Origin of the sequence: Streptomyces sp. NPDC001093, assembly GCF_040298985.1 — a bacterium.
Taxonomy (GTDB): Bacteria; Actinomycetota; Actinomycetes; order Streptomycetales; family Streptomycetaceae; genus Streptomyces.
Genome location: NZ_JBEPBF010000079.1, coordinates 24,841 through 46,419 on the forward strand (window position 1 = coordinate 24,841; position 21,579 = coordinate 46,419).

The 21,579-nt window shown below is 70.3% G+C and carries 22 protein-coding genes; 9 read left to right on the forward strand and 13 right to left on the reverse strand.

Annotation, left to right across the window (positions count from 1 at the left end):
- Nucleotides 1-42: 42 nt before the first annotated feature.
- The gene (gene argS / locus ABT288_RS31365; RefSeq protein ID WP_351614840.1) at nucleotides 43-1,809 is read right to left on the reverse strand and encodes an arginine--tRNA ligase; all 1,767 of its coding nucleotides are present in this window, start codon (nucleotides 1,807-1,809) and stop codon (nucleotides 43-45) included.
- A gap of 149 nt (nucleotides 1,810-1,958) precedes the next feature.
- Here argS and lysS point away from each other — a divergent pair, with 149 nt between their 5' ends.
- The gene (lysS, locus tag ABT288_RS31370; protein WP_351614843.1) at nucleotides 1,959-3,698 is read left to right on the forward strand and encodes a lysine--tRNA ligase; all 1,740 of its coding nucleotides are present in this window, start codon (nucleotides 1,959-1,961) and stop codon (nucleotides 3,696-3,698) included.
- A gap of 95 nt (nucleotides 3,699-3,793) precedes the next feature.
- On the opposite strand, the gene ABT288_RS31375 is transcribed toward lysS, so the two are convergent.
- From ABT288_RS31375 to ABT288_RS31385, 3 genes are all read right to left on the reverse strand, one after another.
- Nucleotides 3,794-5,038: a DUF2637 domain-containing protein gene (locus tag ABT288_RS31375; RefSeq protein WP_351614894.1), complete on the reverse strand. Its 1,245-nt coding sequence runs from the start codon at nucleotides 5,036-5,038 to the stop codon at nucleotides 3,794-3,796.
- Nucleotides 5,039-5,168: 130 nt separating this feature from the next.
- Nucleotides 5,169-6,017: a DUF3558 domain-containing protein gene (locus ABT288_RS31380; RefSeq protein WP_351614845.1), complete on the reverse strand. Its 849-nt coding sequence runs from the start codon at nucleotides 6,015-6,017 to the stop codon at nucleotides 5,169-5,171.
- Nucleotides 6,018-6,187: 170 nt separating this feature from the next.
- The gene (locus ABT288_RS31385) at nucleotides 6,188-7,075 is read right to left on the reverse strand and encodes a DUF3558 domain-containing protein (RefSeq protein WP_351614847.1); all 888 of its coding nucleotides are present in this window, start codon (nucleotides 7,073-7,075) and stop codon (nucleotides 6,188-6,190) included.
- A 223-nt stretch (nucleotides 7,076-7,298) separates the two neighbouring features.
- Between ABT288_RS31385 and ABT288_RS31390 the strand changes: the two genes are divergently transcribed.
- A complete protein-coding gene (locus tag ABT288_RS31390; RefSeq protein ID WP_351614850.1) occupies nucleotides 7,299-8,492 on the forward strand; it encodes an RtcB family protein in 1,194 nt (397 codons plus the stop codon).
- Nucleotides 8,493-8,538: 46 nt separating this feature from the next.
- On the opposite strand, the gene ABT288_RS31395 is transcribed toward ABT288_RS31390, so the two are convergent.
- The 4 genes from ABT288_RS31395 to ABT288_RS31415 all read right to left on the reverse strand — a co-directional run bounded on the left by ABT288_RS31395 (nucleotide 8,539) and on the right by ABT288_RS31415 (nucleotide 10,864).
- Nucleotides 8,539-8,664, reverse strand: coding sequence for a hypothetical protein (locus ABT288_RS31395; protein WP_351614852.1), 126 nt, complete (start codon nucleotides 8,662-8,664; stop codon nucleotides 8,539-8,541).
- A gap of 861 nt (nucleotides 8,665-9,525) precedes the next feature.
- A complete protein-coding gene (locus ABT288_RS31405; RefSeq protein ID WP_351614855.1) occupies nucleotides 9,526-9,711 on the reverse strand; it encodes a hypothetical protein in 186 nt (61 codons plus the stop codon).
- The gene (locus ABT288_RS31410) at nucleotides 9,711-10,472 is read right to left on the reverse strand and encodes an SDR family NAD(P)-dependent oxidoreductase (RefSeq protein WP_351614858.1); all 762 of its coding nucleotides are present in this window, start codon (nucleotides 10,470-10,472) and stop codon (nucleotides 9,711-9,713) included. The genes ABT288_RS31405 and ABT288_RS31410 overlap by 1 nt, the downstream gene beginning before the upstream one ends.
- A gap of 53 nt (nucleotides 10,473-10,525) precedes the next feature.
- Nucleotides 10,526-10,864: a YnfA family protein gene (locus ABT288_RS31415; protein ID WP_351614861.1), complete on the reverse strand. Its 339-nt coding sequence runs from the start codon at nucleotides 10,862-10,864 to the stop codon at nucleotides 10,526-10,528.
- 127 nt (nucleotides 10,865-10,991) lie between these two features.
- On the opposite strand from ABT288_RS31415, the gene ABT288_RS31420 reads away from it, so the two are divergent.
- Nucleotides 10,992-11,471, forward strand: a complete 480-nt coding sequence (locus ABT288_RS31420) for a hypothetical protein (RefSeq protein WP_351614864.1) — start codon at nucleotides 10,992-10,994, stop codon at nucleotides 11,469-11,471.
- Between the two features lie 18 nt (nucleotides 11,472-11,489).
- Here ABT288_RS31420 and ABT288_RS31425 read toward each other — a convergent pair whose 3' ends face one another.
- On the reverse strand, nucleotides 11,490-11,894 hold the full coding sequence (locus tag ABT288_RS31425) for a winged helix-turn-helix transcriptional regulator (RefSeq protein WP_351614867.1): 405 nt from the start codon (nucleotides 11,892-11,894) through the stop codon (nucleotides 11,490-11,492).
- Between the two features lie 135 nt (nucleotides 11,895-12,029).
- On the opposite strand from ABT288_RS31425, the gene ABT288_RS31430 reads away from it, so the two are divergent.
- From ABT288_RS31430 to ABT288_RS31450, 5 genes are all read left to right on the forward strand, one after another.
- The gene (locus ABT288_RS31430; RefSeq protein WP_351614869.1) at nucleotides 12,030-12,920 is read left to right on the forward strand and encodes an NADP-dependent oxidoreductase; all 891 of its coding nucleotides are present in this window, start codon (nucleotides 12,030-12,032) and stop codon (nucleotides 12,918-12,920) included.
- A gap of 79 nt (nucleotides 12,921-12,999) precedes the next feature.
- Nucleotides 13,000-14,112: an LLM class flavin-dependent oxidoreductase gene (locus ABT288_RS31435; protein WP_351614872.1), complete on the forward strand. Its 1,113-nt coding sequence runs from the start codon at nucleotides 13,000-13,002 to the stop codon at nucleotides 14,110-14,112.
- Nucleotides 14,109-14,705, forward strand: a complete 597-nt coding sequence (locus ABT288_RS31440) for a CE1759 family FMN reductase (RefSeq protein ID WP_351614875.1) — start codon at nucleotides 14,109-14,111, stop codon at nucleotides 14,703-14,705. Before ABT288_RS31435 ends, ABT288_RS31440 begins: the two co-directional genes overlap by 4 nt.
- Nucleotides 14,706-14,834: 129 nt before the next feature.
- Nucleotides 14,835-15,560, forward strand: coding sequence for a response regulator transcription factor (locus ABT288_RS31445; RefSeq protein WP_351614900.1), 726 nt, complete (start codon nucleotides 14,835-14,837; stop codon nucleotides 15,558-15,560).
- The gene (locus tag ABT288_RS31450) at nucleotides 15,561-16,970 is read left to right on the forward strand and encodes a sensor histidine kinase (RefSeq protein WP_351614878.1); all 1,410 of its coding nucleotides are present in this window, start codon (nucleotides 15,561-15,563) and stop codon (nucleotides 16,968-16,970) included.
- 37 nt (nucleotides 16,971-17,007) lie between these two features.
- Here ABT288_RS31450 and ABT288_RS31455 read toward each other — a convergent pair whose 3' ends face one another.
- The 3 genes from ABT288_RS31455 to ABT288_RS31465 all read right to left on the reverse strand — a co-directional run bounded on the left by ABT288_RS31455 (nucleotide 17,008) and on the right by ABT288_RS31465 (nucleotide 20,009).
- Nucleotides 17,008-18,831, reverse strand: a complete 1,824-nt coding sequence (locus tag ABT288_RS31455; RefSeq protein ID WP_351614881.1) for a phosphatidylglycerol lysyltransferase domain-containing protein — start codon at nucleotides 18,829-18,831, stop codon at nucleotides 17,008-17,010.
- Between the two features lie 153 nt (nucleotides 18,832-18,984).
- Nucleotides 18,985-19,260, reverse strand: a complete 276-nt coding sequence (locus tag ABT288_RS31460) for a hypothetical protein (RefSeq protein ID WP_351614884.1) — start codon at nucleotides 19,258-19,260, stop codon at nucleotides 18,985-18,987.
- 122 nt (nucleotides 19,261-19,382) lie between these two features.
- A complete protein-coding gene (locus ABT288_RS31465; RefSeq protein ID WP_351614887.1) occupies nucleotides 19,383-20,009 on the reverse strand; it encodes a CGNR zinc finger domain-containing protein in 627 nt (208 codons plus the stop codon).
- A gap of 81 nt (nucleotides 20,010-20,090) precedes the next feature.
- Here ABT288_RS31465 and ABT288_RS31470 point away from each other — a divergent pair, with 81 nt between their 5' ends.
- Nucleotides 20,091-20,870 (forward strand): MBL fold metallo-hydrolase, encoded by a 780-nt coding sequence (locus tag ABT288_RS31470; RefSeq protein ID WP_351614889.1) that lies wholly within the window; start codon nucleotides 20,091-20,093, stop codon nucleotides 20,868-20,870.
- Nucleotides 20,871-20,917: 47 nt separating this feature from the next.
- Here the strand turns inward: ABT288_RS31470 and ABT288_RS31475 are convergent.
- The coding region (locus ABT288_RS31475) for a LysR substrate-binding domain-containing protein (protein ID WP_351614892.1) at nucleotides 20,918-21,579 on the reverse strand (662 nt) is incomplete at its 5' end.

The following is a 21,579-nucleotide window of genomic DNA, read 5'->3' on the forward strand; positions in this document are numbered from 1 at the left end:
GTAGGACAGCCGCTGTCCTACTTACGCCCCGCGTGCTGGGGGTCAGAGCTTCTCCGGCGTCCGGATGCCCAGCAGGGCCATGCCCCGGTGCAGGGTGCGGGCCGTGATGTCGCACAGGAACAGACGGTTCTCCACCTGCTGCGGCGTCTCGGCCTTCAGGACCGGGCACTTGTCGTAGAAGGACGTGTACAGGGACGCCAGCTGGTAGAGGTATGCCGCCAGCTTGTGCGGGGCGTACTCCGCCGCCGCCTCCGTCACCGTCTCCGCGAACGCGTCGACATGCAGGCCCAGGGCACGCTCCGCCTCCGCCAGTGCCAGCTCCGGATGCGCGGCCGGACGGGTCTCACCGGCCTTGCGGAGGATGGACCGGATCCGGGCGTACGCGTACTGCAGATACACGCTCGTGTCGCCGTTGAGCGAGACCATCTGGTCCAGGTCGAACTTGTAGTCCCGGTTCGCCGACGTCGACAGGTCCGCGTACTTCACCGCGCCGATGCCCACCTGGGCACCCCGCTCGGCGATCTCCTCCTCGGACAGGTCCTGGGCCTTCTCCCGCACGACGGCCGAGGCACGGTCGATCGCCTCGTCGAGGAGGTCCACCAGACGGACCGTCTCGCCCTCACGCGTCTTGAACGGCTTGCCGTCCTTGCCGAGGACCGTGCCGAAGGCCAGCTGGAAGGCGGTGACGTCCTCGTTCAGCCAGCCGGCCCGCCGCGCCGTCTCGAAGACCATCTTGAAGTGCAGGGCCTGGCGGGCGTCCACCACGTAGACGAGGTTGTTCGCCTTCAGGCTGAAGACACGGTCACGGATGGCGGACAGGTCCGTCGCCGCGTAGCCGTAGCCACCGTCCGACTTCTGGACGATCAGCGGCACCGGGTTGCCGTCCGGGCCCTTGACGTCCTCGAAGAAGACGCACAGGGCGCCCTCCGAGCGGACGGCCACCCCGGACTCCTCCAGAAGGCGGCAGGTCTCGGCCAGCATGTCGTTGTAGCCCGACTCGCCGACGATGTCCGGGTCGCGGATCTCCATGTCCAGCTTCTCGAAGACGGAGAAGAAGTAGATCTTCGACTCGTCCACGAACTTCTGCCACATGGCCAGCGTGTGCGGGTCGCCGGCCTGGAGGTCGACCACCCGGCGCCGGGCCCGCGTCTTGAACTCCTCGTCGGAGTCGAACAGCTTGCGCGCGGCCTTGTAGAGGCGGTCGAGGTTCGACATCGCCTCCTCACCGGTGACCTGGGCCTCCTTGTGGTCCAGCTCGTGCGGGTGCTCGTCCAGGTACTGGATGAGCATGCCGAACTGGGTGCCCCAGTCGCCGATGTGGTGGCGCCGCACCACGTTCTCGCCCGTGAACTCCAGGAGCTGGGCCACCGAGTCCCCGATCACGGCGGAGCGCAGATGGCCGACGTGCATCTCCTTCGCCACGTTCGGCTGCGCGTAGTCGATCACCGTCGTGCCCGGCTCGGCGGCGGTCGGCACGCCGAGGCGGCCGGTCTCGTCCGCGTACCGCGCGGCCAGGTTCCCGGTGATCGCCCGGTCCGCGACCGTGATGTTCAGGAAGCCGGGGCCGGAGACCTCGACGTCCTTGATCAGCTCGTCACCCGTCACCACCCGGGAGACGACCTGCGTCGCCAGCTCCCTCGGGTTCGCCTTCGCCTTCTTGGCCAGCGCGAGGATCCCGTTGGCCTGGAAGTCGGCCCGGTCGCTTCGTCGCAGCAGCGGGTCCGCGCCGGCGGCCTCCGGCAGGGTGGCCGAGAGGGCGGACGCGAGGTGCCGCTGGACGTTGTCGCTGAGGGACGTGACCGAGGCCATAGGAATGGGTGCCGTTCTCCTCGTGGGGATGGATAGTCCCAGCCAGTATCCCACGGCGGGTAAAGCCGTTTTCGCGGGCGCGAGCCCGTCTGTGAGAATGGGGTGTCACCCCGATCAGATGGAGTGCCACCCCGTTCAGAAAGAAGGACGTGCCGATCGTGGCTCAGAGCACCGAGACCACCGACTGGGTCTCCCGTTTCGCGGATGAGGTCATCGAGGAGTCGGAGCGCCGGGCCCCGGGCAAACCGGTCGTCGTCGCGTCCGGACTCTCGCCGTCCGGACCCATCCACCTGGGCAACCTCCGCGAGGTCATGACCCCGCACCTGGTCGCCGACGAGATCCGCCGCCGTGGCCACCAGGTCCGGCACCTGATCTCCTGGGACGACTACGACCGGTACCGCAAGGTCCCGGCAGGCATCGCGGGCGTCGACGAGTCCTGGGCCGAGCACATCGGCAAGCCGCTGACCTCGGTGCCGGCACCGCACGGCTCCACGTACCCGAACTGGGCCGAGCACTTCAAGGCCGCCATGATCGCCTCGCTCGCCGAGCTCGGCGTCGAGTTCGACGGGATCAGCCAGACCGCGCAGTACACCTCCGGCACCTACCGCGAGCAGATCCTGCACGCCATGAAGCACCGCGGCGAGATCGACGCGATCCTCGCCCAGTACCGCACGAAGAAGGCCCCGAAGAAGCAGCAGCAGAAGGCCGTCGACGAGGCCGAACTGGAGGCCGAGGAGGGCTCGGGCGCCGCGTCCGAGGACGACGGCAGCTCCGGCTCCGCCGGGTACTTCCCGTACAAGCCGTACTGCGGCAACTGCGAGAAGGACCTGACCACCGTCACCTCCTACGACGACGACTCCACCGAACTCGCCTACACCTGCACCGCGTGCGGCTTCACCGAGACCGTGCGGCTCAGCGAGTTCAACCGCGGCAAGCTGGTCTGGAAGGTCGACTGGCCGATGCGCTGGGCGTACGAGGGCGTCGTCTTCGAGCCCAGCGGCGTCGACCACTCCTCCCCGGGATCCAGCTTCCAGGTCGGCGGCCAGATCGTCGGGATCTTCGGCGGCAAGCAGCCCATCGGGCCCATGTACGCCTTCGTGGGCATCAGCGGCATGGCGAAGATGTCGTCCTCGCGCGGTGGGGTCCCGACCCCGGCCGACGCACTGAAGATCATGGAACCGCAGATCCTGCGCTGGCTCTACGCCCGCCGCAGGCCCAACCAGTCCTTCAAGATCGCCTTCGACCAGGAGATCCAGCGGCTCTACGACGAGTGGGACAAGCTCGCGGCCAAGGTCACCGACGGCTCCGCCCTGCCCGCCGACGTCGCCGCGTACACCCGCGCCGTCGGTACGGCCGCCGCCGAGCTGCCGAAGACCCCGCGCCCGCTGCCGTACCGCACACTCGCCTCCGTCGCCGACATCACCGCCGGACACGAGGACCAGGCACTGCGGATCCTGTCCGAGCTGGACCCGGAACAGCCGCTCGCCTCCCTGGACGAGGCACGGCCCCGCTACGACAAGGCCGAGGCCTGGATCAACACACACGTGCCCGCCGACCAGCGGACCATCGTGCGCGACGAGCCCGACGCCGAACTGCTGAAGTCCCTCGACGAGGCCTCCCAGCAGTCCGTACGGCTGCTGCTCGACGGACTCGCCGAGCACTGGTCGCTCGACGGACTGACCCACCTCGTCTACGGCGTGCCCAAGGTACAGGCCGGCTTCCCGGCCGACGCCACCCCGAAGGAACTCCCCGCCGAGATCAAGACGGCTCAGCGCGCGTTCTTCGCCCTCCTGTACCACCTGCTCGTCGGCCGCGACACCGGCCCCCGGCTGCCCACGCTGCTGCTCGCGGTCGGGCAGGAGCGGGTACGGCGCCTGCTCGGAGAGTGAGCCGGTACACGTAACCGGTCCGCACAAGCACCGGTACGCACAAGCGGTAACGGAAAAGGGGCCCTCGACGGAGGGCCCCTTTTCCCGTGCGGACTCTAGGCGATGTGATTCTCTTCCAGCTCCGCGTTGAAGCGGTTGGTGAAACGCTTGACCATACGGTCGGCCTCACGGCTGGGAAGCTTCATGCTGAACGTCGCCTCCACCGCCTCGCCGAACTGATGCGGAGTGGGGAAGCTGCCGTCGATCGACTGACGGAAGACCTGGTAGTACGACTCCTCATCGGGCTCCGGGGCACCACCGCCCTCACCCAGCTCCCGGGTGCGGTTCGGGCCCACCGGAATGGGGAAACTGCCGGTCTCCTCGGGCGAGGGCTGCTGGAAGTCCTCCGGCTGCTGCTCCTCGTACCACTCCTCGTACTGTTCGTCCGGGGCGTACTGAGGCTCCTGCATCATCGGGTCATAGGCCGGGTCGTAGCCACCGTGGTAGTCGACCTGACGCTGAGCCTGGAACCAGGGACTCTGCTCGTCCACCGGGGGTTCCTCGGGGCGCTGCTCGCCGACAGGTACCGCCTGCTGCGGCACGGGTGCCGCCCCAACGGCACGACCGCCCGCGACCACGGCGCCGGCATCGCCCGCCGCCAGCCGCAGCTGCTGCGGCACGGCCGGCAACAGGACCGGTTCTATGCCCGCCGCCGCCAGGCCCGCCCCGGCCGTCTCCGCCAGCGGAACGCCGTACTTCGCCAGACGCAACGGCATCAGGGACTCCACCGGCGCCTTCCGGCGCCAGGCGCGGCCGAAGCGGGAGCGCAGGCGGGCCTGGTAGACGAGACGTTCCTGCTCCAGCTTGATCACCTGGTCGTACGAGCGCAGCTCCCACAGCTTCATCCGACGCCACAGCAGAAAGGTGGGAACCGGAGAGAGCAGCCAGCGCGTCAGACGGACACCCTCCATGTGCTTGTCCGCCGTGATGTCGGCGATCCGGCCGATCGCGTGCCGGGCCGCCTCCACCGCCACCACGAACAGCACCGGGATCACCGCGTGCATGCCGACACCCAGCGGATCCGGCCAGGCGGCGGCACCGTTGAACGCGATCGTCGCCGCCGTCAGCAGCCACGCCGTCTGCCGCAGCAGCGGGAAGGGTATGCGAATCCAGGTCAGGAGCAGGTCCAGGGACAGCAGGACACAGATACCCGCGTCGATGCCCACCGGGAAGACATAGGAGAAGTTCCCGAAGCCCTTCTTGATGGCCAGCTCACGGACGGCCGCGTAGGAGCCGGCGAAGCCGATACCAGCGATGATCAAGGCGCCGGTCACGACCACACCGATGAGAACGCGGTGCATCCGAGTCAGCTGCAGTGGCGCGGCCACTCGTACTCCCCTCCCCTTGCCTGTTGTTGCGCGCAACAGGGTGGCACACGCGAACGGCGAACGTGGTACCGGTCGGGACTTCGAACCCCTACGGACCGGGCGGTCAGTTCTTCTTCGTGGCCGACTTGGACGGAGAAGCGCTGGAAGAAGCCGACTTGGACGGGGACCCCGACGCCGACTGCGAGGGCGACGCCGAGACCTTCGCACCCGAACCGGCCGACGAGGACGAACCGTTGGCGGACTGCACCGCCCCGACCGCCTCCTTGACCGCACGCTCCGCCGCCTTCGTCAGTTCGTCGGCGTCCGGGGTCTGCTCACCCGCGAGACCGGCGCCGTTGTAGTCGAGCGTGACCACCACGTTCTCGACCCGCGCGACCACCGTCTGCTGCTTGAAAAGGCCTTCCTTCTTCTGCAGGTCGTACCGCACGGCCGTCGCCTCCGCCCCCGTACCCGACAGCGGAACCTCCTTGGTGTTCTTCGCACCGGCCACCGACTCGGCGTCCTTGACCTGCTGGGCGAAGTACGTGTGGGCCTGCGTGTCACCGGCACCGCGCGTGGCGTCCGCATCGAAACGGAGCAGGGACACGTTCAGCCACCGGAACTGCGACCCCTTCACACCGTTGTTGTCCAGACTGCTCCAGGAACAGGAGCCACGCAACGACGGATCGTCCGACCCGCCCTTCTTGCCCGACGTGCCCTTCGGCACCAGATCCGTCAGGGTCTTCTGCGACAGCACCGCACACGCCCCGGGCAGCTTCTGGTACGCGGCCGCCTGCACACCCGGGGACACGCTCGCCGTGGACTGCGCGCCGCTCCCCGCGGACTGCTGCGCACCACTGCCGGTGCCCTTGCCCTTGGAGTCACCCGAGCCCGACGAACAGGCGGCCGTGATCAACACCGCCGGCACGGCTGCCGCGCAGACAAGAACACGGCTCAGGCGCTTGCCACGCATCTGTCGCTGGGCACGGTCGTCTTGCTGGGCTGCTCGCTGCATGGTTCCTTCACTCATGACGCTCGGTGGTCGTGCGGGTTCCTGCGGGGCCCCACGGTACGCGGTGAAGGAGCTGTGCGGTTTCCGTTCGGATGCTTCGCGCGCGGCCGAGCCGACGGCCCCCCGGGCGGTCAACCGCCCAGCGCATCGTCCAGTTGAGAGGCCAGTTTACGGGCCCTGTCCTGCATTTCCTTGCTGTCCGGAACCGTTCCGACGGCCGTCGGCTGCTCCTCGTACTCGATGGTGACGACGACGTTGGACGTGCGGAACACCACAGTCACCGTCCGCTGCCCGACGGTCGAACCGGACGAACCGAGCTGGTCGTCGATATACGCCTCGTCACCGAGATCCGACAGCACCCGGGGCTGCAGATCGGCCGTGGCGGAACCGGAGGGAGAGCCGGACGGAGAACCGGAGGGACTGCCGCTGGGCGCGGACGAGGAAACGGACGACGAGGACGACGAGGCGGACGACGACGGCGAGGCCGGGACCGAAGCCGAGGACGAGGCCGAGGACGAGGCCGAGGACGAGGGCGCCGGTGACCCGCTCGTCGCCGCGGAACCGCTCGGCTCGGGAAGGTCGGCGGCCGACTCCAAGCCCTCGAACAGCTTCTTCGCCTGGTCGTCGTCGCTGACCGTGTTGTCGTACGACACCACGCGCTCGAAATCGACCGAGAGACGATCGGTGGCGTCGGCGGACTCCACCTTCCAGCGGCAACCCACCTTGCGATCGGTGTCGTAGGTGAGCGCGGCCTGGCCCTGGTAGGCCTTGTCCCGCTGGGCGGGGTCGGCGATCTGCCTGATGCCGGGCAGCATCGAGTCCAGGGTGTCGTGGCTGACCGCACCGCAGGGCTCCGGCAGCGTGCGGTACCTGCCCGGCTGGGCGGCGGCCTTGGCGGTGCCGGCGTCGCCCGGATTGGCGTTGTCCGGGGGGCTGTCACTGCCCGAGCCGCTCGTGCAGCCGGCCAGCAGCGCCGCGAGGAGAGCGGCGGTGCCGGTTACGTACGCCTTCCGCTGCACGGTCGGGCTCCTCTCGGGTGTGCGCTCGCTTGGTGCTCCAGTGTCCCCGCTGGTTATTCGCTTGCCGCAGCGGGGCGCCCCCTGGAGACAATGTGTATCGCACGCACTGCCGTGACCGCCGGTCCCTTGTCCTTTTTCACCGGCGTCGATGCTGCTTTTCCTGTTTGCCGCTTATAAGCGTTGTGTAAGCCTTTGTTGTCGTTTTCGGGGGAATGAGGAACGTATGTCGTACGTGGAGATGCCGGGCGCGAAGGTCCCGATCCGGATGTGGACCGACCCCGCGACGGTCGAGGACGTGGCCCTGCGCCAGCTCCAGAACGTGGCGACCCTGCCGTGGATCAAGGGCCTGGCCGTGATGCCGGACGTGCACTACGGCAAGGGTGCGACGGTCGGTTCCGTCATCGCCATGCAGGGCGCGGTGTGCCCGGCGGCGGTCGGGGTGGACATCGGCTGCGGGATGTCGGCGGTGAAGACGTCGCTGACGGCGAACGACCTGCCGGGTGACCTGTCGCGTCTGCGCTCGAAGATCGAGCAGGCGATTCCGGTGGGGCGGGGGATGCATGAGGATGCCGTGGAGCCGGGGGACTTCCATGGCTTGGCCACGGCCGGGTGGGACGACTTCTGGGGGCGGTTCGACGGGGTTGCGGAAGCCGTCAAATTCCGTCAGGAGCGGGCGCATAAGCAGATGGGGACACTCGGAGGCGGCAACCACCTGATCGAGTTGTGTCTTGATCAGACAAATTCGGTCTGGCTGATGTTGCACTCTGGTTCACGCAATATCGGCAAGGAACTCGCCGAGTACCACATCGGTGTCGCGCAGGGGCTCCCGCACAACCAGGGGCTGGTCGACCGTGACCTGGCGGTGTTCGTCTCGGACACCCCGCAGATGGCGGCGTACAGGAACGATCTCTACTGGGCGCAGGAGTACGCCAAGTACAACCGCGCGCTCATGATGGCGCTCCTGAAGGACGTGGTCCACAAGGAGTTCAAGAAGGCCAAGCCGACCTTCGAGCCGGAGATCTCGTGTCACCACAATTACGTTGCTGAGGAGCGGTACGAGGGCATGGATCTGCTCGTGACCCGCAAGGGAGCGATCCGAGCCGGCTCCGGGGAGTTCGGGATCATTCCGGGCTCGATGGGTACCAGCTCGTACATCGTGAAGGGCCTCGGGAACGAGAAGGCCTTCAACTCGGCGTCCCACGGGGCAGGTCGGCGTATGAGTCGCAACGCAGCGAAGCGGCACTTCACCGTCAAGGACCTTGAGGAACAGACGCGGGGTGTGGAGTGCCGCAAGGACGCGGGGGTCCTGGATGAGATTCCGGGCGCCTACAAGAACATCGACCAGGTGATGGCGCAGCAGCGTGATCTCGTGGAGGTCGTGGCGAAGCTGAAGCAGTTCATCTGTGTGAAGGGCTAGGAATGCTGCTGGGCGCGGCGAACCCTCGCCGCGCCCAGCAGGCTGCTCAGTCGGGCAGCGGCACTACGCCGTGCAGCAGTTTCCAGCGGCGTACTTGGCAGGCGCTCTGGGAGTGGCCGAGTTGGGCTGCCGCGTGCGCGATCTTCGGAGCCGCGAGCAGGACTCGGTCCATTTCACTCGTCCACTCGATGCGGGGACGTCTGGGTTTTGATCCTGCGGGACGAACCCAGTTGGCCGACGAGGTCGGCGGCCTCCCGCTTGCGCTGCAGAGAAAGGCAGCCGGGATAGTAGAGATGCTCGCTCAGGGCCTTGGCCGTCTCGGTGATGTAGGTGATGTTGTAGATGTCATCGCGTTGGTTGCGTCGAGGCGTGCGCTTGGTGCTCGTAATCCCCTCTACGTAGAAGCACAGGTAGGCGACGATGGCCGTACTGGCTGTGGTCAGGGAGAGGAACGGGTAGCCCTGCGTGGTGAAGCCGACGGAGCCGTCTGCATCGATCAGGCCCCGCAGGTAATCGGGGCGGGAGAATTCGACCTGGGGCGGCGCAATCGTTCTTGACTTGCGTCCGTACGGAAGGCCGAGTTCGTTGATCCTGGTTCTGGCTTCCAGCGAACACAGGCTCCAGACGGCGGCGGAGTGTGTCTCGGCGAAGTTCGTGGACCGGGTGCGTTGGGCTGCTGTTGTACGGCGTCAACTTCTGGAAGGCCCTCAGGAGGTCGGCGTCTCGTGCGCTGAGCTCAACAGTCAACTTGCCCTTCTGCCCGGCGCCCTGTTGCAGGTGCCCATCCACCTGCAAGAACCCGAACATGTACGCGTACTCGGGCACCGTGAGATCCATGAACCGGTGCCCGATAGGCTCGCATTCAGCCACAGGGAAGCCTCCACTTCCGTGCTGGTGAGGCCCTCAGCGGGGCTGCATCCCTGCTGAGGGCCGTCGAATTGATCGTGTGGCGCGAGCCTGGGGCGCCTGTTCGGTTGTTGATCGGGTGATCTGCGAGGTTCCCTCGTGTGAGTGAACGAGCCTGTCCGTCAGGTCACTTCGCGTGCCGTACCGCGTAGATCATCACGAAGGCCACGAGGTGGATGCCGAAGAGGAAGTAGCCCAGGAAGTACCAGACCTTGCGTTCGTCCCTGGTCTCCTGGGCCAGGCGGCGTTGTTCCAGGCTCTCCAGGGCGTCGGCGGAGGCGGGGGTCTCGGGGAGGTCGGGGGACTCGGGCATCACGGCTCCCTGTGGACCTTGGTGTTGGAGGCCTGGGCGCGGGGGCGGAGGACGAGGAGGTCCACGTTGACGTGGCTGGGGCGGGTGACGGCCCAGGTGATCGTCTCCGCGACGTCGTCCGCCGTGAGGGGCTCGGCCACGCCCTCGTAGACCTTGGCCGCCTTGGCCTCGTCGCCGGCGAAGCGGGTCAGGGCGAACTCCTCCGTCTTCACCATGCCGGGGGCGATCTCGATGACGCGGACCGGCCGGCCGACGATCTCCAGGCGGAGGGTCTCGGCGAGGACGTGGGCGCCGTGCTTGGCGGCGGCATAGCCGGCCCCGCCCTCGTAGGTGCCGTGGCCTGCGGTGGAGGAGACGACGACGATGGTGCCGTCACCGCTGGCCACCAGCTTGGGCAGCAGGGCCTGGGTGAGGTTCAGGGTGCCGATGACGTTCGTCTCGTACATCGTGCGCCAGTCCGCCGGGTCGCCGGTGGCCACGGGGTCCGCGCCGAGGGCGCCGCCCGCGTTGTTGACCAGGACGCCGATGGTCTGGAAGGCCGTCGCGAACTCGTCGACGGCCGCGCGGTCGGTCACGTCCAGCGGGTAGGCGACCGCCGAGTGGCCCGCCTTGGTCAGCTCCTCCGCCAGTGCCTCGATGCGGTCCTTGCGGCGGGCGGTGAGGACGACGCGGTAGCCGGCCTCGGCGAGCTGCCGGGCCGTGGCGGCGCCGATGCCGCTGCTCGCACCGGTGACGACGGCGATGCGGGACGCGGGGGCCATGGGCAGCTCCTGGAGTTCTGGTGGCTTACGGCTCCGTCCAGCGTAAGTGAGGCTCAGGCGCCGTTCCTCGGGGCCCACATGATCACGGCCATGCCGGCCAGGCAGATCAGCGCCCCGGTCACGTCCCAGCGGTCGGGGCGGTAGCCGTCCGCGACCGCGCCCCACAGCAGTGAGCCGGCGACGAAGATGCCGCCGTACGCGGCCAGGATGCGGCCGAAGTGGGCGTCCGGCTGGAAGGTGGCGACGAAGCCGTACGCGCCGAGGGCCAGGACCCCGCCTGTCATCCACAGCCAGCCCCGGTGCTCGCGTACGCCCTGCCAGATCAGCCAGGCGCCGCCGATCTCGAAGACGGCGGCGACGACGAAGAGGGCGGCGGAGCGGAGGATCGACATGGGCAGCAGCCTGTCATGCGGGGTGTGGGAGCCGGTGCGTGGCTTGTCACCTGTTGGACGGCGCCTGCGCCGTGGTCTGCGTGGCATACATCCGTTCAGCAGTGGGATCGATCGCGAGCGTGGAGTGGTGAGCGGCGTGCGGATGCGGACGTGGATGGTGGCGGGGGCCTTGGCCGGTGTGCTGTCGGCGTCTGGGGCCGCGGTGGCCGCCCCGGCTCCCGTGCCCGAGGCCGATCTGTCCTTTCACGGGACGGCGGTGATGAGCGGCGACGAGGTCGAGGTGAAGCTGACCCCGCGCAACGACGGTCCCGCCGCCGTGCCGGACGCGACCGTGCGGCTGCGCTGGTCGGTGGCGCTGGCCGAGGGGCAGCAGTTGCCGGCGCGGTGTGTCCGGGAGGACGAGCGGACGGTGGTGTGCGGGACGGGTGCGCTGGCCGTGAAGGGGGCGGGTGAGCAGCTGGACGTGCCGGTGCGGCTGGGGGAGACGTCGTCGGAGGTCACGCTGGAGATCGAGAAGGTGTGGGGCGGTGGCACGACGGGCAAGGACCACACGAACGACCGGGTGCGGGTGCTGGTCCTGGACACCGGGGACTCGTACGCCTTCTGAGGCCCGCTGGTCAGGGGTTCAGGCGGGGTTCTGCGTGTCGTAGTGCTCGCGGGCCGCTCGTACCTCCTCGAAGTGGGTCTCGGCCCAGTCCTTCACGGCGGTCAGCAGGCCGGCGAGGCCGGCGCCGAGGGGGGTGAGGGCGTAGTCGACGCGGACGGGGACGGACGCGGTGATGGTGCGGCTGATGATGCCGTCCCGTTCGAGGGTGCGCAGGGTCTGGGTGAGCATCTTGGGGCTGACGCCGGCGATCGTGCGGCCGAGGTCGCTGTAGCGCTTGGGGCCGCCGGACAGGGCGGCGATGACCAGGCTGACCCACTTGTCGCTGAGCCGGCCGAGCAGCTGGTGGGAGGGGCATGCGCGCAGGAAGGCGTCGTAGTCGGCGCGGGCCTGTTCGCGGCGCTGGGCGGCGGTCGTGGTCGCCATGGGCTCTTCCCTTCGGGACAGCTACGCACTCTCAGGTAACTACTTACCAATGGATAGTAGCTCTCCTACGGTTGGTGCTGCGGCCGAAAAGGTGCCGCGGAGTCATCAACTGCCTGGTGTGTGGGGAGAGTTGTCATGCGTGCTGCTGTGGTGAGGGCGTTCGGCGGGCCGGAGAGTGTGGAGATCGCGGATGTCGCGGTGCCGGAGCCGGGGGCGCGGCAGGTGCGGATCAAGGTGGCCGCGGGTGCGCTGAACCCGGTGGACGCGGCCGTGCGTGCCGGTGTCTTCGGCGGGGCCGGCAAGACCCTGGGGCTCGGCTGGGACGTGGCCGGGACGGTGGACGCGGTGGGTGCGCCCGCCTCCTGGGAGGCCGGCGATGCGGTGGTGGCGCTGGTGGCGGGGGTTGCGGATCCGCTGGGGGCTCATGCCGAGTACGTCGTCGTGGACGCGGAGGCCGTGGCCGCGGCGCCGGCCTCGGTGGACGCGGCGCACGCGGGCACCCTGCCGCTGAACGGGCTGACCGCGCTGCAGGCCCTGGATCTGCTGGATCTCGCGCCGGGTGACCGGCTGCTGGTGACCGGGGCGGCGGGTGCGGTCGGCGGGTTCGCGGTGCAGCTGGCCGCGCACCGGGGGATCGAGGTGACCGGGCACGGCCGGGCGGGCGACGAGGAGCTGGTGCGTTCCCTGGGTGCCGCGCGCTTCACGGCGGGCGGGGTGGAGCCGGGGAGTGTGGACGCCGTGCTGGACGCCGCCGTGCTGGGGGTGCCGGCGCTCGCGTGGGTGCGGGACGGGGGCGGGTTCGTCGCGGTCCGTGACGGGGTGCTGCCGGAGGCGGAGCGGGGGGTGCGCACGCGGAACGTGTGGGTGCGGGCCGACGGCGCGCAGCTCGCGGAGCTGGTCCGGCTGGTGGACGAGGGTGTGCTGACCCTGCGGGTGGCGGAGACGTTCGCCCTGGAGGAGGCGGCCAAGGCGCATGCGCGGCTCGCGGAGGGCGGGGTGCGCGGGCGGCTGGTGATCGCGCCCTGAAGGGGGCTGGAACAACCAGGGACGGGGAACTGTTCGACGGGTATAGTTGAACAGTAAACAACCTGGAGGGTGAGCGACCATGCAGTTCGGGATCTTCACGGTCGGCGACGTCACGCCGGACCCCACCACGGGGCGTACGCCGACCGAGGCGGAGCGCATCAAGGCCATGGTCGCCATCGCGCTCAAGGCCGAGGAGGCCGGCCTGGACGTCTTCGCCACCGGCGAGCACCACAACCCGCCGTTCGTGCCGTCGTCCCCGACGACCATGCTCGGCTATGTGGCGGCCAGGACCGAGAACCTGATCCTCTCCACGTCCACCACCCTGATCACCACCAACGACCCGGTGAAGATCGCGGAGGACTTCGCGATGCTCCAGCACCTGGCCGACGGGCGTGTCGACCTGATGACGGGCCGCGGCAACACCGGGCCGGTCTACCCCTGGTTCGGCCAGGACATCCGGCAGGGCATCAATCTCGCCCTGGAGAACTACGCCCTGCTGCGCCGGCTGTGGCGCGAGGACGTCGTGGACTGGGAGGGCAGGTTCCGCACACCGCTGCAGGGCTTCACCGCCACCCCGCGCCCGCTGGACGGCGTACCGCCCTTCGTCTGGCACGGCTCCATCCGCTCCCCGGAGATCGCCGAGCAGGCGGCCTACTACGGCGACGGCTTCTTCCACAACAACATCTTCTGGCCGGCCGACCACACCAAGCGGATGGTCGAGCTGTACCGGACCCGGTTCGCCCACTACGGGCACGGCACGCCCGAGCAGGCGATCGTCGGCCTGGGCGGCCAGGTGTTCATGCGGAGGAACTCGCAGGACGCGGTGCGCGAGTTCCGGCCGTACTTCGACAACGCGCCGGTCTACGGCCACGGGCCCTCCCTGGAGGACTTCACCGACCAGACCCCGCTGACCGTCGGCACGCCGGAGCAGGTGATCGAGAAGACCCTGACCTTCCGCGAGTACGCCGGGGACTACCAGCGCCAGCTGTTCCTGGTGGACCACGCCGGTCTGCCGCTGAAGACCGTGCTGGAGCAGATCGACATGCTCGGCGAGGAGGTCGTACCGGTACTGCGCAAGGAGTTCGCGAACGGCCGCCCCGCGGACGTGCCGGAGGCGCCGACCCACCGGTCCCTGCTCGCCGCCGCCCAGAAGGACGCGCAGAAGGACGCACGGAAGGAGAACGTCGCATGAAGCTCGTCGTCGTGTCCGCGGGACTGAGCGTCCCGTCCTCCACCCGGCTGCTGGCCGACCGGCTCGCCACCGCCGTGGCGCGCCGGGCGGAGGTGGAGGTGGAGGTCGTCGAGCTGCGGAACCTCGCCGTCGAGATCGCGCACAACTTCACCAACGGGTTCGCCGGGAAGGCGCTCGCCGCCGCGCAGGACGCGGTGGCGGGGGCCGACGGGCTGATCGTCGTCACACCGGTGTTCAGTGCCTCGTACAGCGGGTTGTTCAAGTCGTTCTTCGACGTGCTGGACAAGGAAGCGCTGGTGGGCAAGCCGGTGCTGATCGCCGCCACCGGGGGTACGGCCCGGCACTCGCTGGTGCTGGAGCATGCGCTGCGTCCGCTGTTCACCCATCTGCGGGCCGTGGTCGTGCCGACGGGGGTGTACGCCGCGTCGGAGGACTGGGGCGAGGAGGGACTGCCCGGGCGGATCGAGCGGGCGGCGGGCGAGCTGGCCGGCCTGATGACGGGGCTGCGGGGGGCCGCGCCCGGGAGGACGGCCGGGCCGCTGGTCGTACCGTTCGAGGAGCAGCTCGCCCGGCTCGGCGCTCAGGCGAGGTGAGAAGACGGTAGGGCGGCGGGCCGGGTTGCCCGTGTGACGGTGAGAGAGGGGTAAAAAGCGTGATCGTAGGTCCGCTCGCCCCGACCGAACCGCTTCAGGCCTTGGCAAACTGGGTGCGTGCCCCAGACTGTGCTGCTCGCTGAAGACGACCGTGCCATCCGTCATGCCCTGGAGCGTGCCCTGACCCTGGAAGGGTACGAGGTGACGGCGGTGGCCGACGGTGTCGAGGCACTGGCACAGGCCCACAAGACGCCGCCGGACGTCCTCCTGCTCGACGTGATGATGCCGGGGATCGACGGGCTCCAGGTCTGCCGGGTGCTGCGCGCGGAGGGCGACCGCACCCCGATTCTCATGCTCACCGCCCTCGTGGAGACCGCCGACCGCATCGCGGGCCTGGACGCCGGCGCCGACGACTACGTGGTCAAGCCGTTCGACGTCGAGGAGGTCTTCGCCCGGCTGCGCGCCCTGCTGCGCCGCACCAGCCCGGTGCCCGCCGGCAACGGCAACGGCACCGGCGGCGGCGAGAGCGGCGGCCGGGAGCCCCAGCTCTCCGACCGGCAGGTCGAGGCCGCCGGTATCCGCATGGACCTGCAGGCCCGCCGGGCCTGGCGCGGCAAGCGCGAGCTGGAGCTGACCCGCACCGAGTTCGAGCTGCTGGAGCTGCTCGTGCGCAACGCGGGCATCGTGCTCGACCACTCCACGATCTACGACCGGATCTGGGGCTACGACTTCGGGCCCGGCTCGAAGAACCTCGCCGTCTACGTCGGCTACCTGCGCCGCAAGCTGGACGAGCCCGGCGCACCGCAGCTGATCCACACCGTGCGGGGCGTGGGTTACGTGCTCCGGGAGGACTAGGTGAGCCGGCTGCGGCGGCTGCTGGCGCCCGGCCGGCCCAAGCTGGTCTCCCTGCGCACCACCTTCGCCGTCTCCTTCGCGGCCGTCACCGCCGCCGTCACGATCCTCGTCGGCATCCTGTCCTACGGCAGTGCCGCACGGCTGGTCCGGGTCGACCAGCAGTCGGTGTTCACGCAGGTCGTGCAGGACGTGCGGGGCGAGGTGCGGCAGCACGAGATGGTTCCCGAGGACTTCTCGTCCTCCCGCCCCGGGCACGACCTGGTCCGGCCCGCCCGCACCGATGTGCAGGTGCTCGGCGCGCAGGGCCAGATCGTGGACCGCGGCAACCCCAGCCTGCCCGTCACCTCCCGTGACAAGGCCATGGCGCTCGCGACGACGGCGGGGAAGGTGGTCCAGCACAAGGACGTGCCGGTGGACTCGGACGTGTACCGCATCGCCACCGTCTCGCTCGGTGACGGGCGGGGCGCGGTCCAGGTCGCGCAGGAGTTCAGCGACACCGAGGACCTGCTGCGCACGCTGCAGCAGCGCACGCTGATCCTGATGGCGGCGGTCGTGGTGGCGGCCGGTCTGTTCGGCTGGTGGCTGGCCCGCCGGATCACCCGGCGCCTGGTGATCCTCACCTCCGCCGCGGAGGACGTGGCCCGCACCCGCCGGCTGGGCATCGAGGTGCCGGTCGCCGGCCTGGACGAGGTGGGGCGGCTCGGCCGCGCCTTCGACCGCATGCTGGGCCGCCTGGCCCAGTCCGAGGAGGACCAGCGGCGTCTGGTGCAGGACGCGGGGCACGAACTGCGCACCCCGCTGACGTCCCTGCGCACCAACATCTCCCTCCTCCGCCGTATCGACGAACTGCCGCCCGCCACCCGGGAGGACCTCGTCGCCGACCTCACCCAGGAGGCGCGGGAGCTGACCGACCTGGTCAACGAGCTGGTCGACCTCGCGGCGGGGCAGTCGGACACCGAGCCGCCGCAGCGGGTGGACCTCGCCGACATCGCCGAGGACGTCATGGGGCTCGCCAAGCGCCGTACCGGGCGCGAGATCGTGCTGCGCACCAGCGGTGACACGACGACCGACGGGCGGCCCGGGATGCTTCAGCGGGCCATGTCGAACCTGGTGGAGAACGCGGCCAAGTTCGACCGGGGCGGCAAGGAGCCCATCGAGATCAGCATCACCGGGCCCGCACGGTCGGGGACCGTGCGGGTGGAGGTGCTGGACCGGGGGCCGGGTATCGCCGAGGGCGACCTGATCCGGATCTTCGACCGCTTCTACCGCGCCGCGGACGCCCGCTCCCTGCCCGGCTCCGGCCTCGGCCTGTCCATCGTCCGCGAGGTCGCCATGGCACATGGCGGAGCACCGTTCGCCTTCCGGCGGGAGGGCGGAGGAGCGGTGATCGGTTTCACCGTGGGCGGGTGAGCGCCGTGGCGTTGTGAAGTGAGCGGCTTCCTTCGGCTCAGGACTCCCCGCCCATACCCGGCAGCGTGAGGAAACCCTCCGCCCGGGCGCTCGCCAGGCCGATCCTGGGGATGTCGCTGCTCTTGGCGAAGAGCAGGAAACGCGGTTCCCACACCGGGCGGTACTTGGCGTTGGCGCGGTAGAGGGACTCGATCTGCCACCAACGTGAGAAGAAGGTGAGGGTCGAGCGCCAGATCCGGAGGACCGGGCCCGCGCCCAGACGGGCGCCGCGTTCGAACACCGAGCGGAACATCGCAAAGTTCAGCGACACCCGCTTGATCTCCAACTCCTTGGCGCGCAGCAGGAGCTCCACGACCATGTACTCCATCAGGCCGTTCTCGCAGTCGCGGTCGCGGCGCATCAGGTCCAGGGAGAGGCCGTGCTCGCCCCAGGGCACGAAGCTGAGCAGGGCGCGCGGCTCGTCGTTGGCGTCGCGGCACTCCAGCATCACGCAGCGGCCGTCCGCCGGGTCGCCGAGCCGGCCCAGGGCCATGGAGAAGCCGCGCTCGGTGGCGCCGTCGCGCCAGCGGTCGGCGCGCTCGACGAGCAGGGCCATCTCCTCGGCGGGGATGTCCTCGTGGCGGCGGATGCGGACGGTGTAGCCGGCCCGCTTGACCCGGTTGTGGGCCTGGCGGACCACGCGCATGGCGCGGCCCTCGAGGGTGAAGTCGGCGATGTCGACGATCGCCTCGTCGCCGAGTTCCAGGGCGTCCAGGCCGTGCCGGGCGTAGATGGTGCCGGCCTCCTCGCTCGCGCCCATGACGGCCGGGGTCCAGGCGTGCCGGCGGGCCTCGCTGAGCCAGGCGTCGATGGCGCCGGGCCAGGCCTCGGGGTCGCCGATCGGGTCGCCGGAGGCGAGGGAGACCGCGCCGACGACGCGGTAGGTGACGGCGGCCTTGCCGGTGGGGGAGAAGATGGCGGCCTTGTCGCGGCGCAGCGCGAAGTAGCCGAGGGAGTCGCGTGCGCCGTGCTTGTCGAGCAGGGCCCGCAGCCGGGTCTCGTCCTCCTCGGTGAGGAGCTTCCGGCCGCGCGGGGAGCGGAAGCAGGCGTACAGGACCAGGCAGAAGGCCGCGGCGAGCAGGATGTTGAGGATGATGTCGACCCAGCGCGGGGAGTGCACGGAGTCGACCCGGTCGGCGAGTGGGCCGACGCTGATGCCGCGCAGCAGGCTGTAGGCGAGCTCTTCCAGCAGAGGGGCGTGGGGCAGCTTGTTGGTGGCGTGCACGAGCAGCGTGCCCAGACCGCCGGTCAGCAGGAGCCCACCGGCGCCGACGGCCAGCGCGAGCTTCGGGTTGGAGGGGTCGCCGATGGCGTTGAACTCACGGCGGCCGATCAGCAGGGCGGCCACGAAGAGCCCGGTGAGGGCGGTGGAGACCCAGTTGAAGGCGTGGTCGCGGAACGGGTGCTGGGTGAGCGCGAGGACGTAGAGCACGAACAGGGGGCCCGCGCACAGCAGGTTGACCACCCAGGCGGCCCGCTTGCCGCGCCGCATCACCAGCGCCAGGAAGATCGCCGCCGCGGCCGAGACCAGACCCGCGGTGGCCAGGTACGGCGTGAAGAACTGGCCGGCGTGGTGCGTGTGCGCGTGGACGTGGCGGGCGGTGAAGAGCTTGCCGTCGTTGTGTTCCTGCACCTCTTTGCGGAACGGCAGCGACATGACCGCGATGATGTTGAAGACGGCGATCAGCCGCAGGTACCACACGGTGGCCGAGGCCGCCCGCGCGCGCAGGCGGGGGCCCGGCACGGGCAACTGGGGGATGCGGCGGGAACCGCGCTGGGCGGGGACCTGCGAGGAGATCAGGGTCTGCTGCTGAGCGGACATGGTGACTGGTCACCTTGAGATGAGGGGGGACGGGGCGACCTCGGTCGAGGCCACCCTTGACCCTACAGCTTGTCAGGTAGTCCGGTTGGGCCGTGTACCGGACAGGAGCGTACCCACAACCGCTCTTACCCGGCCCTTCCGATGCCGTGCCTCTTACCCGGCCCTTCCCCGGCCGCGCCGGGCCGTCATCAGATGCCAGCCCAGGTTGCCCACCGCCGCGCCGGCCGCGACCGCGGCGACGATCACCCCGCCGGTCGCGAGCCCGTCGCTGAACAGGTGCGGCCGCCGGTCGAGGCTGTGCAGTCCGAACCCGCACAGTTCATACACGCCGACGGCGGCGATCACAAGGCTGACGGCCAGCAGGGTCAGTGTCGGTGCCAGGCTGCGCACACAGACCTCGCCGCCGGCCTCCGTTTCCGTGTCCTGCATGGATCCCCCGATGAACAGACGAATGAACAGCCCTGCGATCGCTGGCGGTTGGGAACCTACAATACGTAGGGTCGGCCGGGGGGACGGTGAGGGCGCGGGGGCGGGTCTCCGCCCGGTCCCGCTCAGTCTTCTTCCTCCGTGCGGCCCGTCCGGCGGGCGTAGGCGCGGGCCGCGCGGGCGCGGTCGCCGCAGCGGGTGGAGCACCAGTGGCGGCGGCCGTGGCGGAGCAGGTAGCGGTTGCAGGGGGCGGAGCCGCAGGCGGTGAGGCGGTCGGCGTCGGGGCCGGTGAGCAGGTCGGCGGCGTCGGCGGCGAGGGCGGCCAGGGCGTGCTCGACGATCTGGGTGGTCGGGTGGGCCGTGGCGCGGTGCAGGCCCTGCTCGGCCGACCAGCGCAGCAGGGAGGCGGCCGGGGCGAGGGTGAGTGCCTCGTTGACGGCGTCCAGGGCGTCGCCGGGGGCGGGGCGGCCCTCGATGCGGGAGGCGAGCAGCGGGCGGATGTGCTCCCGCAGTGACCGCAGCCGGCTCGCGCAGGTCTCGCGCAGGCCGGCGCCGGCCGGAGCGAGCCCGCGGTCCACCAGCCAGCGCTGTGCCCGCGCGGGCGTGTCGATCAGGTCGACCCGCTGTCCGCCGGGCAGGACGATCGCGCTGTTGGCGAGGTCGAGGGCGAGATGCTCGGCGGCGCCGGGCGCGGGTGGCGGGACCGGGCCGGCGCTTTCTTCGGCGGGGGTCGGGGAACTCATGCTTCTCATGGTACGGCTTGCCGCCATCCGTGAGAGAGGTATAGCGTGTCTCACGGATGACGCCCCTACTATCCGTGAGGTGAGAGTTCCATGGCTGCTGCTGTCCGTGCCGGTGATTCCGGCGAGCAGATTCCGGTCCGCGTCCTCGGCGGCCCCACCGTCCTCATCGAGTACGGCGGACTCCGCCTCCTCACCGACCCCACCTTCGACGACCCCGGCGACTACCCGTCGCCCAGCGGCCGCACCCTCACCAAGACCGCGCCGCCCCGCACGAGCGCCGCCGAACTCGGCCCGGTGGACGTCGTCCTGCTCTCGCACGACCAGCACGCCGACAACCTCGACCACTCCGGCCGCGCCCTGCTCGCCGCCACCCCGCGCACCCTCACCACCCCCGCCGCGGCCGCCCGGCTCGGCGGCACCACCGAGCCGCTCACCCCCTGGCAGTCCGTCGAGCTGGCCCGCCCCGACGGCGGCACGGTCACCGTGACCGCCGCCCCGGCCCTGCACGGTCCCAAGGGCTCCGAGCCGCTCGTCGGCGAGGTCACCGGCTTCCTGCTGACCTCCGCCGACCTGCCCAGCGTCTACGTCAGCGGCGACAACGCCTCCCTGGACCTGGTCCAGGAGATCGCCGACCGCCACGCCCCCGTCGACACCGCCGTCCTCTTCGCGGGCGCACCCAGGATGCCCGTCCTCGACGACGCCCTCCTCGTCCTCGACGGCCAGGGGACGGCCGCCGCCGCCCGGCTGCTCGCCGCCCGCCGGGTGGTCCCGGCCCACTGCGACAGCTGGGCCCACTTCACCGAGACCCGCGAGGACGTGGTGAAGGCGTTCGAGGAGGCAGGCCTGGCGGACCGGCTCCAGCTGGACTGAACCGGAAGAGGCCCTCGACGAGGGGGGCTGTGCGGCGCCGGAGCCCGTCAGGTCCGTGCGGGCGGCTGTCGGACGCCGAGGACCTCGAGCATCGCCCGGGTCGCCGGGCTGGGGTTGAACCGGCTCCAGGCCAGATACTCCAGGCGTCGCGGTCCGTCGAGCACCGGAACCAGGGCCAGCCGGGAGTCGTCGTCGGCGAGCGGCCGGATGAACGCCGACGGCAGCAGAGCGATGCCGAGCCCGCGCCCGATCAGCCGGGTGATCAGCTCCACGACCCCGGCCTCGTACGCGACGTCACGGGACAGACCCGCGGCGGCGAACGCCCGGTCGGACTGGGCGCGGGCGGGCGTCCCGGCCACGAAGTCCACGAAGGTCTCGCCCGCGATCTCCGCCAGCGTGACCCGCGGGGCGCCCGCCAGCCGGTGCCCGGCCGGCACCACCAGGACATGCCGGTCGTGATCGAGCACGACGGTCTCCACCCCGGCCGGCCGCTCACCCTCCGGCAGGCCCAGGAAGGCGATGTCCAGCTCCCCGGCGCGGATCGCCGCCGCCATCTCGTCACTGCGGCCGGACCGCAGGACGACCCGGACCTCCGGATGCCGGGCGCGGTAGCGCTGCAGCAGCTCGGGCACGTCGACGGCGGCCGCGGTCACGATCACGCCGACCGCCAGCCGCCCGCGCACCACCCCGGTCGCGGCCGCCGCGTCGG